Source organism: Micromonospora sp. NPDC002717, from assembly GCF_040295705.1.
GTDB lineage: Bacteria > Actinomycetota > Actinomycetes > Mycobacteriales > Micromonosporaceae > Micromonospora.
Map to the genome: position 1 here is coordinate 13,122 of NZ_JBEOVW010000012.1, position 14,956 is coordinate 28,077.

Consider the following 14,956-nt stretch of genomic DNA (forward strand, 5'->3'; position numbering starts at 1 on the left):
CGCCTGCGACTCGTGGCCAAGCCCTTCGTCGCGCTGCTGTACGTCCTCGTGATCGTCGGCGCCTGGGGCGCGTACCAGGCGGTGGCGGACGTCCCGCGATATCTGCTCGCCAGCCCGGCCGAGGTCGGATCGCAACTGCTGGACCTGGTACGGACCGGAACGCTGTGGACCCACCTGGGATACACGGTCCGCAACATCGGTGTCGGCTTCACGATCGGGGCGGTGATCGGCGCGGCGCTGGGAGTGGCGGTCTCCCGGTCGCAGGTCGTCGACGCGATGCTCTCCCCGTTCCTGGTCGTGTTCCAGGCGATGCCGAAGATCGCGCTCGCGCCCATGCTGGTGCTCTGGTTCGGCCTCGGCCTGACCAGCCAGTTCGTGCTCATCGTGAGCCTGTCCTTCTTCCCGATCCTGGTCGGCACCGCCACCGGGCTGCGGCAGGTGAACCCGGGCTACCGGGACCTCGCCACGATCGTCGGGATGAACCCGGTAGCCCGACTGTTCCGCATCGACATCCGCGCAGCGTCGCCGTCGATCTTCGCCGCCGCCCGGGTGGCCGCCGTCGACGCCATGACCGGAGCGGTCCTCGCCGAGTGGATCTCCTCAAGCCAGGGACTCGGCTACCTCCTGGTCGAGGCCAACTCCTCCTACCAGGTCCCCATGCTGATGGCCTCGATCGTGGTGATCGTGGCTGTCGGACTCGCCCTCTACCAGCTGGTCTCCTACGTGGAGGCCCGCGCCCTGCGGTGGCGCGATCCCGTCACGGCCTGATCACACGACCCGTCCGTCGTAGGCCGAACCCCCATCGAACTGGAATACGAGGTACACCCATGCGCTCCATGAACCGTAGATCCCTCCTTGCCGGTATCGCCGCCAGCACCGTCATCGCCCTCACCGCCGGCTGCGGCGGCGTCGAGGCCCCCGGCGGCGGCACCGACGGTGGCACGACCAAGGTCAGCATCCAGATCGACGGCGCCGCCGCCCCCTACTACGCGCCGCTGTACTGGGCCAAGGAACAGGGCTACTTCACCAAGCAGAACCTCGACGTCGAATTCCTGTACGCCGACGCCGCCACCATCACCAAGAACGTGGCCGCCAACAACGTCCAGTTCGGCTTCCCGAACGCCGACAGCGTGATCCAGGCGGTGGCCAACGGCGTGCCGGACCTCGTCGTGCACACCACGTACCAGCAGGGCATCGGCGCACTGCTCACCCTCGCCGACTCCGGCATCACCAACCCGGCCGACCTGAAGGGCAAGACGGTCGCGGTGACGAGCCTCGGCTCCCCGAACTACGTCCAGCTGACGGCGATTGCCGCCTCGGCGGGCCTGGACGTGAAGAAGGACCTGACGGTCAAGGTCGTCGGTACCGGCGCCATCGTCTCGGCACTGCAGAACAAGCAGGTCGACGCGATCGTCTTCTCGCGGCTGCGCTACTACACCCTGCAGGCCGCCGGAGTGCAGGTCACCCAGATCCTGTCCAACCAGTACCTCCCGTCGTTCGGCAACGTCGTGATCACCGGCCAGCAGTTCGCCAAGGAGAACCCCAAGGCCGTCACCGGATTCACCACCGCGCTCAACGCCGCGCTGCAGGACCTCATCGACGGCAAGCTGCCGCAGGCCGTCGAGATGTCCATCCAGAAGTACGCCACCAGCTTCGCCGGCCAGGAAAAGTCGGTCACCCAGGTGATGCAGGAGGTCTTCGTCAAGGACCTGTGGCAGAGCGACGCCACCAAGGCGCACGGGCTCGGCTACGGTGACCCGACGGCCTGGCAGAACGCCGTGGACGCGCAGAAGAAGTACGGCCTGATCCAGGGCGACGTGCGGGCGTCCGACTTCGTGAAGGCCACCTCGTGACCGAGCAGCGACTCGGCAAGCTACCGCGCGCCGTGCTCGGCACGGCGTCGGTAGCGGCCTTCCTACTGGCCTGGCAGGGCTACGTCCACCTCGCGCACGTGCCCACGTACACCCTCCCCGGCCCGATCGAGATCGTGACGTACACCTGGCGGATGCTCACCGGCGAGCAACTGCTGGTCCACCTCCGGGTGACCGGTGCCGAACTCCTACAGGGAGTGGCGATCGGCTTGACGGTCGGCGTGCTCACCGGGGTGGCGATGGCCCGATGGCACTGGCTGGAACGAGCGGCCATGCCGCTGCTGGTGTTCATCCAGATCACCCCGAAGATCGCGATCGCCCCACTCCTGGTGCTGTGGCTCGGGCTCGGCGTGACCAGCAAGATCACCCTCGTCGCGCTGGTCACGTTCTTCCCGGTACTGATCAACACGCTGGCCGGGCTGCGCGGCATCGGCACGAACTACCGCCACCTGTGTCAGGTGCTCGCACTCTCCGGCCCGCGGCGGTTCTTCCAGCTCGAACTGCCGATGACCCTGCCGCACATCGTGGTCGGGCTCCGCCTCGGTGCCCTGGCCGGAGTCACCGCCGCAGTGATCGGCGAGTTGATCGGCGCCCAGGGTGGGCTCGGATACCTGGTCGCACAGAGCCAGGAGACCGACAACATCCCGCAGGCAATGGTCGGGCTGCTGCTGCTGAGCATGCTCGGGCTGGTCTCCTGGTCCGGTATCGGCGCCGTCGCCGGCTGGCTCCGCACCCGCTTCGGCGTGACCGATGGCTGAGCCGTCGCGGAGCCGCTGTCGTCGGCGGAGGCCGGGACGATGACCGGGACACCCCGGCGCATCGTGGTCGACACCGACGGAGGCGTGGACGACCTGGTGGCACTCGCCTGGTTGCTGCGCCTGCCGGATGTGGAGATACCGGCGATCATCGCCACCGGCGGGGCACGGCCCGCCGATGTCGTCGGGGCGGCGGTCAACCATGCGCTTCGCGCGCTCGCTCCGGCCCGGCGGCCGTTGCTGCTGCGAGGCGCCGAGATCGACCCCGCCGCGCGGGCCGCGGTCCCGTCGGGCGCGCGGCTGCACGGCGAGTACGGTCTCGGGCCGCTCATCCCCACGCACGGCGCCGAGTTCGACGGCGACATACGCGTCGACCCGTCACTGCCGGCGCACACCGACTACCTGGTACTCGGCCCATTGACCACCGCCGGGCGCCTCGCCGGGCAGGTGAGCCACTGGCCGGCGCACGTCCGGTTGACCGTGATGGGTGGGGCATTCTCCCTGCCCGGCGTGGTGCAGGGCGCCGAGCCGAACTTCGCCCGCGACCCCCGGGCTGCCCGGCAACTGTTCGCCGAGCCGCCCGGCCAGGGCGTACGGGTCGTGCCGACGGACGCGACCACCCGGGCGAGCTGCCCGCCGGAGGCCGTCCGGCGGGTGCTCGACGGCGGCAACGGCTGGCCCGGGATGCGCGCGCAACTGCTGGCGCACTACTGGTCCGGCACAGCCAGCCGACACTGCCACGACCTGGTGGCCGCAGCCGTCGTGGCGCGACCGGAGGTGGTGGCGGTCGAGACGCCCGCCACGGTGGCCGTCGACGCGGACGGCCGCTCGGACATGACCCCCGAGGGGAACGTGGCCGTGACGGTGGTGAGCCGCCTCGACGACACGGCGTGGCGCGAGATCGTCCTGGCATGGGCGACGGACAGAGAGGCGACGGTGCGTTGAACAGCCCGAAGATCGCGGTGGTGGGCAGCGCCAACCTTGACCGCATGGTGGTGACCGACCGGCTCCCCGAGCCCGGGGAGACACTGGCCGCCCGGGAATACCGGGAGGGTATCGGCGGCAAGGGCGCGAACCAGGCGATGACCATCGCCACCCTCGGTACGCCCGTCGGCTTCGTCGGATGCGTCGGCGCCGACGCCGCTGGTGAGCAGGTGCGGCAGCGGCTCGCCGGCCGGGGCGTGGACGTGTCGGGGCTCGCGGTCGTCCATGACCTCCCCACAGGGACCGCGCTGATCACGGTGGACGGCGCCGGCGAGAACGTGATCGTGGTACACCCCGGGGCGAACGGCGCACTGGACGCGGCCCGCGTCGACCGGCACCGGGACATGATCGCGACGGCAGCGCTCACCCTGATGCAGTGCGAGGTCGCGACGCCCGCGCTGGAGCGGGCCGCAGCGCTGGCCGGGGGCCTCCTGGTGCTGAATCCCGCGCCCGCAACTCCGCTTCCCGACGCCCTCGTACGCCGGGTGGATGTGCTGGTGCCCAACCGGGCCGAGTTGGCGGTCCTGGCCGGCACGTCCCTGCCAGAGAGCCTGGACGACGTGGCGAGCGCCGTCGGCAAGCTTGGGCTCGCGGCGACCGTCGTGGTGACGCTCGGGTCGCAGGGCGCGGCCGTGATAGAGCCGGACGGCCGCGTTGACCACGTTCCGGCGCTCCGTACCGAGGCCGTGGACACGACTGGCGCGGGCGACTGCTTCTGCGGAGCCCTCGCGACCGCCCTGGTGACGCGGCCCGGCCGCGCCGTGGCGGAAGCCGCCCGCTGGGCGGCCGTCGCGGCGGCGCTGTCGACACGCGGCCGGGGCGCACAAGGCGCGCTGCCGACCCTGGATGAGGTGTCCAGGGCGATGAGTGCCACCGACCGTCCGTTCTCGTAGCGGGCCTCCGCAGCTCCCGTTCGATCCACAGCACCAGCACGGCTGGCCGACCCGGATGCAGCGCGCGTCGGCCTTCACCTCGTCGAGCCAGCCGGATCCGGCAGCGATCCCGAGACACGAGATGTATGCCGCGATGCACGGCGGCTCGGGCGCAACAGTCACCCTCAGTTATCACGGTTCCCGTCACCCCGCTCTACGCGAAAGGCCCTGGCCAGGACATCAATCCGGTCAGGGCCTTCGATGTTCCAAGGTCAACGATCATGCGGTGTGCCATTTGCCCACGCCGCGTCAGGCGTTCAGGCCCGCTCGAAGCCCCGGAACACGCCGGAAGCGTCGACGGAGTCTGCGAAGTCGGCGAAGTCCATGTTCGCGATGGAGAGGTTGGCCGAGACCTCGGCGTACCAGCGGGGCGGTATCCGGAAGGTGCGGCCCGGCTCGTCGTACAGATCGACAGCGAGCAGCGGATTTTCGTCGTCAGCCATGGTGGTGGCATCGGCGAGGAACAGGTAGGTCAGTTTGTCGTCGTCGGCTGCGTCGGCATCCGCTTGGACCAGATCCTGGATGCTCACCCCGTCGTACCGTGGGTCGTTGACGAAAGTGGCGTTGGGGTAAGGGTCGCCAGCGATGATGGCAGCCTTGAGCGCGTCCCACGCCGCGTCTTCAGTGAAGTCGACACGCAGGACCAGCGACGCCAGGTCGTCGGGTTGGGGCAGGGGTGTCATAAAGCGGATCCTCCCAGTCCGTCGCCATCGGCCTTCTGCCGCTTCTCGCGGTTGGCCTTGTCTTTCGTCTTCGCCGGCTGGTCCGTCAGCTTCTTGCCCTTTCCCGGCTTTTGGCCTTCTCTCGGTCAGCCCGCACTGCCTCGTGCAGCGCCTGGACGATGGCCCGGTCAGCTTCGGCCGCAGCGTGCTGGTAGATCAGCGCGGCCTGCAGCCAGTCGGGCCCCATCCGGGCCATCAGGCCCCGCTCAGGGACAGCGGTGTTGGGAAGTGGTCCCTATCCTCTCGGCCATGGGAGCCCTCAAGCCGTGGCACGTGTTCGTCCTGACGCTCTGCTGTCTCTTGCCGACTGCTGCGGCGATCGTTGGCGGGGTATGGGCGGTCCGCCGATCTCGTAACCGTCGCTGAACCAACTCTGCCAACCGCGGTCGACGCTGCCGGGCCAGGCACGGTACAGGCGTGGGCGTCAGTGGGGGGTGATGCCCCAGGAAGCGCTCCACAGCTCGCCCGGCTTGAGCACGATCAGGTCGCGACCTGACCGCAGGGCATCCGGCGGGCAGGTCATCGGCTCCACCGCGATCGACCGCCGGTGGCGGGGTGACGGCACGCTGTCGGCCGTGTACACCTGCCACCAGGCGAACGCAGGGTCGGCCCACACACTGGTCACCGGCGCGTCCGGAGTGCCGAGCGTGACGGTATGCCGATCTTGGCTGGTAAGGATGACGTCGCCGAAGGCGGTGCCCAGGCGGCCGGTCCCGATCTGCTTCGGGACGGTGTAGTCGAACTCCGAGCCGGCGACCTTCGCCTCCCCGATCGGCAAATGGCGCGCGTCGACGAGCAGCCGTGACCGGGCCGGAATGCGTAGCCAGGTCTCCTCGACCGAGACCGGCGGCAGCAGGTAGGGATGGGCGCCCAAGCCGAACGGCGCCGGCTCCGCGGCGGCGTTGGTCGCGGTGTGGGTCACCGTCAGGCCGCCGCCCGCCAGTTCCCACCGGGTGGTCAGGCTCAGGCTCCACGGATACCCAGGTTGCGCCGGAAGGTCGAAGCCGAGCGTGACGGCGGACGGGGTCTGCTCCAGCAGCCGCCAGGGGACCCAGCGGACCAGGCCGTGGACGGCGCTGCGGTTCGCCGGTTCGGACAGCGGCAGCTGGTAGGTGTGGCCGCCGAAGGCGTACTGCCCGTCGCGCAGCCGATTGGGCCAGGGCGCGAGGACTTGACCGGCGCCGGCCGGGCAGATCACGTCCTCGGCGTACCCGTCGACGACCTCGCGGTCTCCGGCCCGGTAGGTCCGCAGGCCCCCGCCGACCTCCACGATGACGGCGGTCTGGTCGGCGAAGCTGATCGTCCATTGCGAACCTGTTGGCGCTTTTGGCATGCGCGAACCTTACTGCCGTTCGAGCACGACGAGGTGTTGTCGATCGCGAGCCGATCGCCGCCGACAGCGCCGGGCAGGTCCGCTGACATCGCCGAGTCGCAGTAGGAGGTGCCCCTGCGGGCGGAACGCCCTGTGGTGACCAAAGGATCGGTACCGGTCGAGCGGGCCCACCTGGCCAAGAACGGAGCCGCGGTTCGTCGGGCCGTTCGATGCTTACTGCGGCGAACGCGACCCCGTGCGGGAGCAGGCGGAGGCGTGGGTGCGGAAGCAGCCGTTACCGCGTCCGATCGCCGACGGCCAAACCTGTGGGGCCGATGGCGCTACCGGGCGGGATAGCGCCGACCGAGCTGGACTTCACCCCGCCTGAGCCGTTCGCTAGTGCTGTGACCGCACAGGTTCACCGGGTTGGCGGTCGTGGCGGTTGGATGTGCGGCGACGTCCGATCCGATCGCTGGAGGCCCGGTGGCCGAGCCTGTCCGTGTACGCAGACTGACCGACCAGGAGGGGCAGAAGCTGCAGCAGATCATGCGCAGGGCAGCACGAGTTCGGTGCGCTACCGGCGCGCGATGATGCTGCTCGCCTCGGCGGGCGGAAACCGGGTGCCGGTGATCGCCCAGCTGGTCCAGGCCGACGAGGACACCGTGCGCGATGTGATCCACCGCTTCAACGAGATCGGCCTGGCCTGCCTGGACCCTCAGTGGGCGGGAGGCCGTCCCCGCCTACTCAGTCGTGAGGACGAGGACTTCGTCATCCGGACGGCCACCACCCGCCCCACCAGGCTCGGCCAACCCTTCACCCGCTGGTCCACTTCGGCCCGCTGCGGCAGTTCACCCTGGCCAACTCCCACCACCGCAGCCGCCCCGCGCAAACCCCGGCACTGCACCGCTACCTGCGCTGGCGCAATACCAACGCCCGCCACCCCGACGTACTCACCGCCCAACGCAAGGAACGCGCCCGCGTCCGCAGCGAGAAGGGCATCCGCTGGGGCGGACGCCCCCTCAACACCGCAGCCTGACCAACCGCGAACCGCAGCCCCCGAACGCCGAAGGGGGCAAGTTCAGGAGAAGGACAGCGACAGAAGGATGACTCAGGAGGCGGACGGTTCGATCTCCCCCGCAAAGACGATGAACTGGTCGATGAGGCTCCGCCGCAGATGGACGACGTCCGTTCCCGCCAGGCGGGGACCTCCATCCGGCGTGGTGAAGACCCACTGGTACCGGGCCCACTCGTCAGGCATGTCCACCGCCGAGCAGCGCACCATCGTGCCGGTCCCCGCCGGGTGGCGCCGGATGTCCAGCACGAACCGCTCGACCGCCGCGATTCCTTCGCTGCGACCCAACGGCCCCCAGAAGACCACGTCTGAGGTCAGAGCCTGGGAGAGCAGGGCAGTCACATAGCTGTCGTCCGAGGTGTTGAACGCGGAGATGAACGTGTCGATCGCGGAGCGTGCAATCTCTTCCTGCATGCCCCAGTAATACCAGCCGGTTCGCGTGCGCTCGTCCCGCGAGCCGCCTTCCGATCACGGTGAACCACCCCGGTCACAGCACTAGTGAACGCGGGGGAGCGTGATGGTGAATGTCGTCCCGACGCCGACCTCACTCGCGACCGTGATGGTGCCCTGGTGATCGGTGACGATCTGCCGGGCGATGGCGAGGCCGAGGCCACTGCCTCCCGTACGGCGGCCCCGTGCGGCGTCGGCCCGCCAGAACCGGTCGAACACATGCGGCAGCGCGTCCGCTGCGATTCCCGAGCCGGTGTCGACGACCTGGACGATCGCCTGCGTTTCGGTGCGGCTCGCGACCAGCCGGACGTTGCCGCCCGCAGCGGTCGCCCGTAGTGCGTTGGTGACGAGATTGCCCACCACCTGGCGGAGCCGGTCGGGATCGGCGTGTACCGCAACCGGCTCGGCCGCCACGCGCAACGACACCCCGGCTGACTCCGCCCGGGCGTGGTGGGCGGTGCCGCAGGTCTCCAGGAGTTCGGCCAGATCCACCGTGACCCGGTGGTACGCCAGGTTGCCGGCCTCAGCCAGGGCCAGGTCCTGCAGGTCGTCGACGATGCGCTGTTGCAGCACCGCCTCTTCGAGCAGCGAGGCGTAGAGCTCCTGGTCCGGCGTGACCACGCCGTCGGAGAGCGCCTCGAGATAGCCGCGCAGGTTGGCCAGCGGGGTGCGCAGTTCATGTGCGACGTCGGCGACCAGTCGGCGTTGCCGCTCCTCCCCGCGCTGCAGGGAGTCGGCCATCCGGTTGAACGACCGGGCCAACTCCGCCAGCTCGTCGTTGCCCCGCACCGGAACCCGTCCGGTGAGGTCGCCCCGGCCGAGCCGCTGAGCGGCCGCGGTGAGCGTGTCGATGGGGCGCAGCACCCGCCGGCTCAGCAGTACGGTGCCGATGATCGCGACCGCCGCCACGCCCACGGCCGCGGCGAGCAGCGGACCGGCCGCCAGCGCGGACGCCGGATCGCCACGAGCGCCGAGGTAGACCCGGGCGGGTACCGGCGCGACGTCACTGATCTGGTTGGTGAAGACCTGGGCCAGGCAGGAATCCAGTGGCTCCACCGCCGTCAGGGCGCCACAGCCCTGCACCCGGTCGGCGCCGGCCGCCCGGTCCAGGTTCGGCCGGGCCGCGATGTCGCGACAGCTGCGGACGATCTCGTCGACGCCCTGGCGACCGCGCACGTCGGTCGTGCTCGGTTCCGCGTCGAACTGCGGAACTCCCGTGCTGGTAGGTGAGGCGACGACAGGAACGGATTCCCGGGTCAGGCAGGCCGCGAACAGCACGCCCGTGCGGTAGGAGGCGATCGCCCCGACCACGCCTTTCTCCCGGCCCGCCGGCTCCGTCGGCAACGCGGCCAGATTCAGCACCGGCCGCGGGTCGACGAACCCGACCATCGTGCCGAGCGGCCGGGCGGTGCGATCCTCCTGGGTGTCCGTGTCCACGATCACCTGGCCCGTATCGGCGACCAGGTGGATCCGCTGACCGGTCTCAGCGCGCAGGTCCTGCACCAGGCCGGGCACGCCCTCCCAGGTGCCGTGCCGGCTGCCGTACGCCTTGAGTCGGGCGACGACCTGGTCGAGCTGCGCCCGGTCGACGGTGGCCGACTCGTTGATCTGTTGCGAGGCCTGCCGCAGGGTCAGCCACGCGGTCGCCACGGTCGCGCTCACCGCGACGAGGATGACCAGCCAGAGCACCCGTAGCCGAAAACTCACCGGCTGGCTCCGGGCGTCCCCTCGGGCGTCGGCGTCGCCGCCGGTTCCGGCGCCGGTTCGGCGAGCCGGTAGCCGCGGCCGTAGACGGTCTGCACGTACCGCGGTTCGGCAACGTCGGCCTCGATCTTGCGGCGGAGGTTCATCACGTGCGCGTCGACGGTGCGTTCGAGCACGAAATGATCGAACCCGAAGGCACGGTCGATGATCTGCGCCCGGGTGAACACCCGCCCGGGCTCGCCGGCGAGCACCTCGAGGATGCCGAACTCCTTGGCCGTCAGGGCGACCGGCCGGCCGCCGACGCGTACCTCGAACCGGCCGGCGTCCACCTCGATCTCGCCGACGCGCAGCACCGCCCGGTTGTCGGCGCTCACCACCCGGGCCCGGCGCAGCAGCGCCCGTACCCGGGCGGCCAGCTCCCGCGGGCTGTACGGCTTGGTGAGGTAGTCGTCGGCACCGAGATCGAGGCCCAGCAGGACGTCGTCCTCGGTGGTGCGGGCGGTCAGCAGCAGGATCGGAATCTCCGATTCGGCGCGTAGGACCCGGCACACGTCGAGGCCGTCGACGACCGGCATCATCACGTCGAGGACCACCAGGTCCGGCCGGCGGGACCGGCACTGGTCCAGCGCGGCCCGCCCGTCGCCGACCAGCAGCACGCTGTGCCCCTCGCGTTCGAGATAGACCCGTACCAGGTTGGCCTGCTTGGGGTCGTCCTCGGCGACCAGGATCCGCGCGCTCATGTTTCCCCGTTCCGGCTAGTGGTGGCGGGGTCAAGTAAAACCGAAACCTGTGAAGAACTGATGCGGACGGCTCCGGAGAGCGGCGAGCGGGATGTCCGCACAGCTGGCCCACAGCGTCTTCAAGGGTTCTTCACCACGGGCTGCCTACCGTGCCGGTCATGTCAGTCAGGAGCCGGACATGATCCTGGAACCAGCACACGCAGGCCGCCGCGGGGAGCGACAGCGGCGGGCGGTCCGGCGGCGGATCCGGGAGACGCTTGCGGTGCGCCGGGCCGCCGCTGTCGGCGGGCACGGGGCCGCCGAACCGCCGGACGAACCGCCCGTCGAACCCAGGGCTGCCGGGTGACGCCGGGTACGCGCGGTCGGCGCGCGGGGACCGGTGTGATCAGTGAGAGTGCCGAGCTGGCCGAGGCCGTGATAGATCTCGCGGCGATCGCGCAGAATGTTCGGACGATCGCAGCGATCGCACGTACCGGGTTGATGGCCGTGGTGAAGGCCGACGCGTTCGGGCACGGCGCGGTGCCGGTGGCGCGGGCTGCGTTGGGGGCCGGCGCCGACTGGCTGGGCGTGACCTCGGCGACGGAGGCGCTGGCACTTCGATCGGCGGGCATCGGCGCGCCCGTCCTGAGCTGGCTGCACCGGCCGGACGAGGACTTCACCCGTCTGATCGCCGCGGACGTCGACATCGCGGTGTCGACCCTGACCCATCTGCGCGCGATCGCCGACGCGGCCACGGGTCTCGGTGTGCCCGCCATGGTCCAGCTCAAGGCGGACGTGGGTCTGTCCCGCAACGGTGCCCCCGGCGACGAATGGCCCGAGCTGGTCGCCTGGGCCCGCAAGCACGAGGCGGAGGGCAGCGTCCGGGTGCACGGGGTGTGGTCCCACTTGACCAACTCCGACGTGCCGGGCTGCCCGAGCATCGCGCGGCAGCTGTCGACGTTCCGGGAGGCACTGCGGATCGTCCGAGATGCCGGGCTTGATCCGGAAGTGGTGCATCTGGCGAATTCGGCGGCGGCACTGGCCGCCCCGGAGACCCGGTTCGATCTCTGTCGGATCGGCCTGGCCATGTATGGCATCGACCCCTTTGGCGCGGCCGGTCCCCGCCGTTTCGGCCTGCGACCCGCCATGACCCTACGGTCAAAGGTGATCAACCTGAAACGCGTGCCCGCCGGGACCGGCGTCTCGTACGGGCCCGACCACGTGACCGATCGGCCGACCACGCTCGCTCTGCTGCCGCTCGGGTACGCCGATGGTCTCTCGCGCACCGCCGAGGGCCGCGCGTGGGTCTGGCTCGCCGGTCGACGATGCCCGATCGTCGGCCGCATCGCCATGGATCAGTGCGTCGTCGATGCCGGCGATCTACCGGTGGCGCTCGGCGATCCCGTGGTCGTCTTCGGCCCCGGCGCCGAGCCCGGCTCGCCCGAACCGGCCGAGCCGACGGCCGCCGAGTGGGCGCAGTGGGCCGGCACCATCCCGCACGAGGTCTTGACCGGAATCGGCGCGCGGGTGGCGCGCGCACACCTACACGGGGAAGCGGCAACATCGTGACTGTTCGTTTGGCGGTGCTGTTCGGTGGGCGCAGCGGGGAGCACGACGTCTCCCGACGCTCGGCGGACAGCATCCTGGCCCATCTCGACCGCGACACGTACGACGTGACGGAGGTGCTGATCGAGCGGGACGGCCAGTGGCGGGTGAACGGCGACCGGGCCACGTTCGCGCAGGCGCTGCGGACCCTCGGCGACCAGGACGTGGTGTTCCCGGCGCTGCACGGCCCGTACGGTGAGGACGGCACCGTCCAGTCGATGCTGGAGTGGCTCGGCGTCGCGTTTGTCGGAAACGGTGTTTTCGCCAGCGCCGCGGGGATGGACAAGTCGGTCACGAAGAAACTCCTCGCCGCCGACGGCCTGCGCGTGGCCGCCGGGGTGACGCTGCGCCCCGACGAGGAGCTGTCGTCGCGGGATCAGGACCGGCTGGGACTGCCTGTCTTCGTCAAACCGGCCCGGGCCGGCTCCAGCCTGGGCGTCTCCAAGGTCGAACAATGGGCGCAACTGCCCGCCGCCCTGCGGCTCGCGCGCGAGAGCGACGCGAAGGTTCTCGTCGAACGCGCCGTGCGTGGGCGCGAGATCGACGTCGGCGTCCTTCAGCACCCCGACGGTCGCGTCGAGGCCGGGCCGCCGCTGGAGATACGGGTGGCGAACGCCTCCTTCTTCGACTACGACGCCAAGTACGACGGCGGTGCTGTCTTCCACATTCCGGCCCAGCTCGACCCCGGCGCCACCCGACTACTGCAGGACCGGGCCGTGCAGGCGTTCCACGCGCTCGGATGCCGTGGGCTGCTCCGCGTCGACTTCTTCCTCCCGGATCCGGACGCCGACCACGGCACAGGGTGGACCGGAGACCACCGGGAGCCGGTGATCAACGAGGTCAACACCTTCCCCGGATTCACCGCCGCCTCCCAGTACCCGCAGATCTGGCAGCGGGCCGGCGTCGGCTACCCGGCACTGCTCGACATCCTCGTCCAGGGCGCACTGCACCGACGCGACACCGCCTCCCCATGCAAGAGTCCCTGCTGATGGCCGTCTACACCGCGGAACATCTCCGTGGTCTCCGCATGATCGTCACGGGCGGCGGAACGGGCGGGCACACCTACCCGGCGCTGACCACGATCCGTACGCTCCGCGACCGGCTAGCGGCAGCCGGCACCGAACCCGACGTCCGCTGGGTGGGCGTCGCCCACGGACTGGAGGCCAGAATCGCCCGGCAGGAGGGCATTCCCTTCACGGCGATCACCACCGGCAAACTGCGCCGCTCGCCGAACCTGCACGAGTGGGGCCGCAACGTCGCCGACGCCTTGCGCGTGCCGCTCGGCATCGTCCAGGCCATCATGATCGTGGTACGCACCCGGCCCGAGGTGGTCTTCTCCACCGGCGGATACGTCTCCGTCCCGATCGGGATCGCCGCCTGGATGACCCGCCGCCCGCTGGTCATGCACGAGCAGGTCCTCACGCTCGGGCTGGCGAACCGGATCCTCGCCCGCCTCGCTGATCGAGTCCTGCTGAGCCACGAATCCTCCATCGACCACCTGCCCGCCGGAGCGCGGACCCGCGCGGTGATCACCGGCAACCCGGTCCGACCCGAGATCCTCACGGGTAACCGCAACCGGGCGCTCGCCGCATACCACCTGGACCCCCGCCTGCCGCTGGTGTACGTCACCGGCGGCGCCCAGGGCGCCGTCCAGGTCAACAACCTGATCGCCGACATCCTCCCCGGACTCCTGCCGAAGTGTCAGGTGCTGCACCAGTGCGGCGACTACTCCCTCGACCGGATGCGGCAGGTCGCGGCCGCCCTCCCGGAACACCTGCGCAGCAGGTACCGGGTCGTCGACTACGTCCACGGCGAGCTGCCGGACGTCCTGAGCGCCGCGGACATCGTCGTCGCGCGCAGCGGCGCCGGCACCGTCGCCGAACTCACCGCCCTGGGCAAGGCATGCGTCCTCATCCCGCTCATCCCCACCAGCGGCGACGAACAACGGCGGACCGCACGACACCTCGCCGACGCCGGTGCCTCCCGCATGCTCGCCGGCCCCGACGCCTCCGCCAACCGCCTCTACGAGGAGATCATGGTGCTGCTCGACCACCCGGAACGACGCCAGGAACTGGCCAACGCCGCCCGTCGACACGGCCGCCCCCACGCGGCCGCAGCCGTGGCCAGCGCAATCATCGACGCCGCCGGCCGGTGCCGGTCATGATCCTGCTGTCTGATCGGCGAATCTCGGCCATCCCGCTGGGCGACAACGGGGAAGCCCTGGTCGACGTGCGCCAGGTTGCGGACCTTCGGGTCGACGATCGCCTGGCCGACGAGGCCGGGGCCTACGCGCACCTTCGTGAGGCAACGGTCCAGCGCCTGCTCGCCGCCCAGCGGACCCTGCCCCGAGGACTGCGGCTGCTGATCATCGAGGGGTACCGGCCGCTCAGCCTGCAGACGACCTACTTCGAGAGCTACAAGGACGAACTGCGCCGCAGGTACCCGGAGTGGGACTCGGCGCGCCGGCACGTCGAGGCCAGCAAGTACATCTCGCCGCCCGAGGTGGCTCCGCACAGCACCGGCGGGACGGTCGACCTCACCCTCTGCACGGCCGACGGCCTCGAACTGGACCTGGGCACGAACGTCAACGCCAGCCCGGTGGACAGCGCCAACGCCTGCTTCACCGGATCACCCCACATCTCCCCGCAGGCCCGCACCAACCGCGACATCCTCGCCCGGACGCTCTCGTCCGCCGGCATGGTCAACTACCCGACCGAATGGTGGCACTGGTCGTTCGGCGACCGCTACTGGGCGCTGAGCACCGGGGCCACCCGGACCCGGTACGGGCCGGTCGACCTCCCCTGAAGCCTCTGCGTGTCGACTCACTCTC

General features: G+C 70.4%; 14 protein-coding genes and 2 pseudogenes. 11 read left to right on the forward strand and 5 right to left on the reverse strand.

Annotation, left to right across the window (positions count from 1 at the left end; genetic code table 11):
* The first annotated feature begins 12 nt into the window (after positions 1 to 12).
* The 5 genes from ABT006_RS19135 to ABT006_RS19155 all read left to right on the forward strand — a co-directional run bounded on the left by ABT006_RS19135 (position 13) and on the right by ABT006_RS19155 (position 4,503).
* Positions 13 to 768, forward strand: a complete 756-nt coding sequence (locus tag ABT006_RS19135; RefSeq protein ID WP_350708075.1) for an ABC transporter permease — start codon at positions 13 to 15, stop codon at positions 766 to 768.
* 68 nt (positions 769 to 836) lie between these two features.
* Positions 837 to 1,853, forward strand: coding sequence for an ABC transporter substrate-binding protein (locus tag ABT006_RS19140; protein WP_350708077.1), 1,017 nt, complete (start codon positions 837 to 839; stop codon positions 1,851 to 1,853).
* A complete protein-coding gene (locus ABT006_RS19145) occupies positions 1,850 to 2,629 on the forward strand; it encodes an ABC transporter permease (RefSeq protein ID WP_350708078.1) in 780 nt (259 codons plus the stop codon). Before ABT006_RS19140 ends, ABT006_RS19145 begins: the two co-directional genes overlap by 4 nt.
* 39 nt (positions 2,630 to 2,668) lie before the next feature.
* Positions 2,669 to 3,571, forward strand: a complete 903-nt coding sequence (locus ABT006_RS19150; RefSeq protein ID WP_350708080.1) for a nucleoside hydrolase — start codon at positions 2,669 to 2,671, stop codon at positions 3,569 to 3,571.
* Positions 3,538 to 4,503: a ribokinase gene (locus ABT006_RS19155; RefSeq protein WP_350708082.1), complete on the forward strand. Its 966-nt coding sequence runs from the start codon at positions 3,538 to 3,540 to the stop codon at positions 4,501 to 4,503. Before ABT006_RS19150 ends, ABT006_RS19155 begins: the two co-directional genes overlap by 34 nt.
* Positions 4,504 to 4,799: 296 nt before the next feature.
* On the opposite strand, the gene ABT006_RS19160 is transcribed toward ABT006_RS19155, so the two are convergent.
* Positions 4,800 to 5,225 (reverse strand): DUF6924 domain-containing protein, encoded by a 426-nt coding sequence (locus ABT006_RS19160; protein WP_350708084.1) that lies wholly within the window; start codon positions 5,223 to 5,225, stop codon positions 4,800 to 4,802.
* A 463-nt stretch (positions 5,226 to 5,688) separates the two neighbouring features.
* Entirely contained in the window at positions 5,689 to 6,597 is a 909-nt protein-coding gene (locus ABT006_RS19165; protein WP_350708086.1) for an aldose 1-epimerase family protein, read from the reverse strand.
* A gap of 462 nt (positions 6,598 to 7,059) precedes the next feature.
* Here ABT006_RS19165 and ABT006_RS35130 point away from each other — a divergent pair.
* Both ABT006_RS35130 and ABT006_RS35135 read left to right on the forward strand, forming a co-directional pair.
* Positions 7,060 to 7,403 (forward strand): annotated as a pseudogene (locus ABT006_RS35130) (helix-turn-helix domain-containing protein); the annotation flags it as partial.
* 2 nt (positions 7,404 to 7,405) lie between these two features.
* Positions 7,406 to 7,612, forward strand: a pseudogene (locus tag ABT006_RS35135) (IS630 family transposase); the annotation flags it as partial.
* Positions 7,613 to 7,684: 72 nt separating this feature from the next.
* Here the strand turns inward: ABT006_RS35135 and ABT006_RS19175 are convergent.
* The 3 genes from ABT006_RS19175 to ABT006_RS19185 all read right to left on the reverse strand — a co-directional run bounded on the left by ABT006_RS19175 (position 7,685) and on the right by ABT006_RS19185 (position 10,542).
* Positions 7,685 to 8,062: a nuclear transport factor 2 family protein gene (locus ABT006_RS19175; RefSeq protein ID WP_350708088.1), complete on the reverse strand. Its 378-nt coding sequence runs from the start codon at positions 8,060 to 8,062 to the stop codon at positions 7,685 to 7,687.
* Between the two features lie 81 nt (positions 8,063 to 8,143).
* On the reverse strand, positions 8,144 to 9,805 hold the full coding sequence (locus tag ABT006_RS19180; RefSeq protein WP_350708090.1) for a sensor histidine kinase: 1,662 nt from the start codon (positions 9,803 to 9,805) through the stop codon (positions 8,144 to 8,146).
* A complete protein-coding gene (locus tag ABT006_RS19185; RefSeq protein ID WP_350708091.1) occupies positions 9,802 to 10,542 on the reverse strand; it encodes a response regulator transcription factor in 741 nt (246 codons plus the stop codon). Before ABT006_RS19185 ends, ABT006_RS19180 begins: the two co-directional genes overlap by 4 nt.
* A gap of 381 nt (positions 10,543 to 10,923) precedes the next feature.
* Here ABT006_RS19185 and alr point away from each other — a divergent pair, with 381 nt between their 5' ends.
* Genes alr through ABT006_RS19205 form a run of 4 tightly spaced genes read left to right on the forward strand, consistent with a single transcriptional unit; the run spans position 10,924 to position 14,931 of the window.
* Complete coding sequence (gene alr, locus ABT006_RS19190; protein ID WP_502891004.1) at positions 10,924 to 12,090, forward strand: alanine racemase; 1,167 nt, start codon at positions 10,924 to 10,926, stop codon at positions 12,088 to 12,090.
* A complete protein-coding gene (locus tag ABT006_RS19195; protein ID WP_350708093.1) occupies positions 12,087 to 13,115 on the forward strand; it encodes a D-alanine--D-alanine ligase family protein in 1,029 nt (342 codons plus the stop codon). Before alr ends, ABT006_RS19195 begins: the two co-directional genes overlap by 4 nt.
* Positions 13,115 to 14,290 (forward strand): UDP-N-acetylglucosamine--N-acetylmuramyl-(pentapeptide) pyrophosphoryl-undecaprenol N-acetylglucosamine transferase, encoded by a 1,176-nt coding sequence (locus ABT006_RS19200; RefSeq protein WP_350708355.1) that lies wholly within the window; start codon positions 13,115 to 13,117, stop codon positions 14,288 to 14,290. The genes ABT006_RS19195 and ABT006_RS19200 overlap by 1 nt, the downstream gene beginning before the upstream one ends.
* A complete protein-coding gene (locus ABT006_RS19205; RefSeq protein ID WP_350708094.1) occupies positions 14,287 to 14,931 on the forward strand; it encodes a M15 family metallopeptidase in 645 nt (214 codons plus the stop codon). Before ABT006_RS19200 ends, ABT006_RS19205 begins: the two co-directional genes overlap by 4 nt.
* The last annotated feature ends 25 nt before the right edge of the window (positions 14,932 to 14,956 follow it).

Excerpts from the sequence above, each read along its gene's own strand:
- ABT006_RS19150 (WP_350708080.1), top strand. The coding sequence starts at position 2,669 with ATGACCGGGACACCCCGGCGCATCGTGGTCGACACCGACGGAGGCGTG.
- ABT006_RS19160 (WP_350708084.1), bottom strand. The coding sequence starts at position 5,225 with ATGACACCCCTGCCCCAACCCGACGACCTGGCGTCGCTGGTCCTGCGT.
- ABT006_RS19165 (WP_350708086.1), bottom strand. The coding sequence starts at position 6,597 with ATGCCAAAAGCGCCAACAGGTTCGCAATGGACGATCAGCTTCGCCGAC.
- ABT006_RS19175 (WP_350708088.1), bottom strand. The coding sequence starts at position 8,062 with ATGCAGGAAGAGATTGCACGCTCCGCGATCGACACGTTCATCTCCGCG.
- ABT006_RS19185 (WP_350708091.1), bottom strand. The coding sequence starts at position 10,542 with ATGAGCGCGCGGATCCTGGTCGCCGAGGACGACCCCAAGCAGGCCAAC.
- ABT006_RS19155 (WP_350708082.1), top strand. The coding sequence starts at position 3,538 with ATGGGCGACGGACAGAGAGGCGACGGTGCGTTGAACAGCCCGAAGATC.
- ABT006_RS19200 (WP_350708355.1), top strand. The coding sequence starts at position 13,115 with ATGGCCGTCTACACCGCGGAACATCTCCGTGGTCTCCGCATGATCGTC.
- ABT006_RS19140 (WP_350708077.1), top strand. The coding sequence starts at position 837 with ATGAACCGTAGATCCCTCCTTGCCGGTATCGCCGCCAGCACCGTCATC.
- ABT006_RS19205 (WP_350708094.1), top strand. The coding sequence starts at position 14,287 with ATGATCCTGCTGTCTGATCGGCGAATCTCGGCCATCCCGCTGGGCGAC.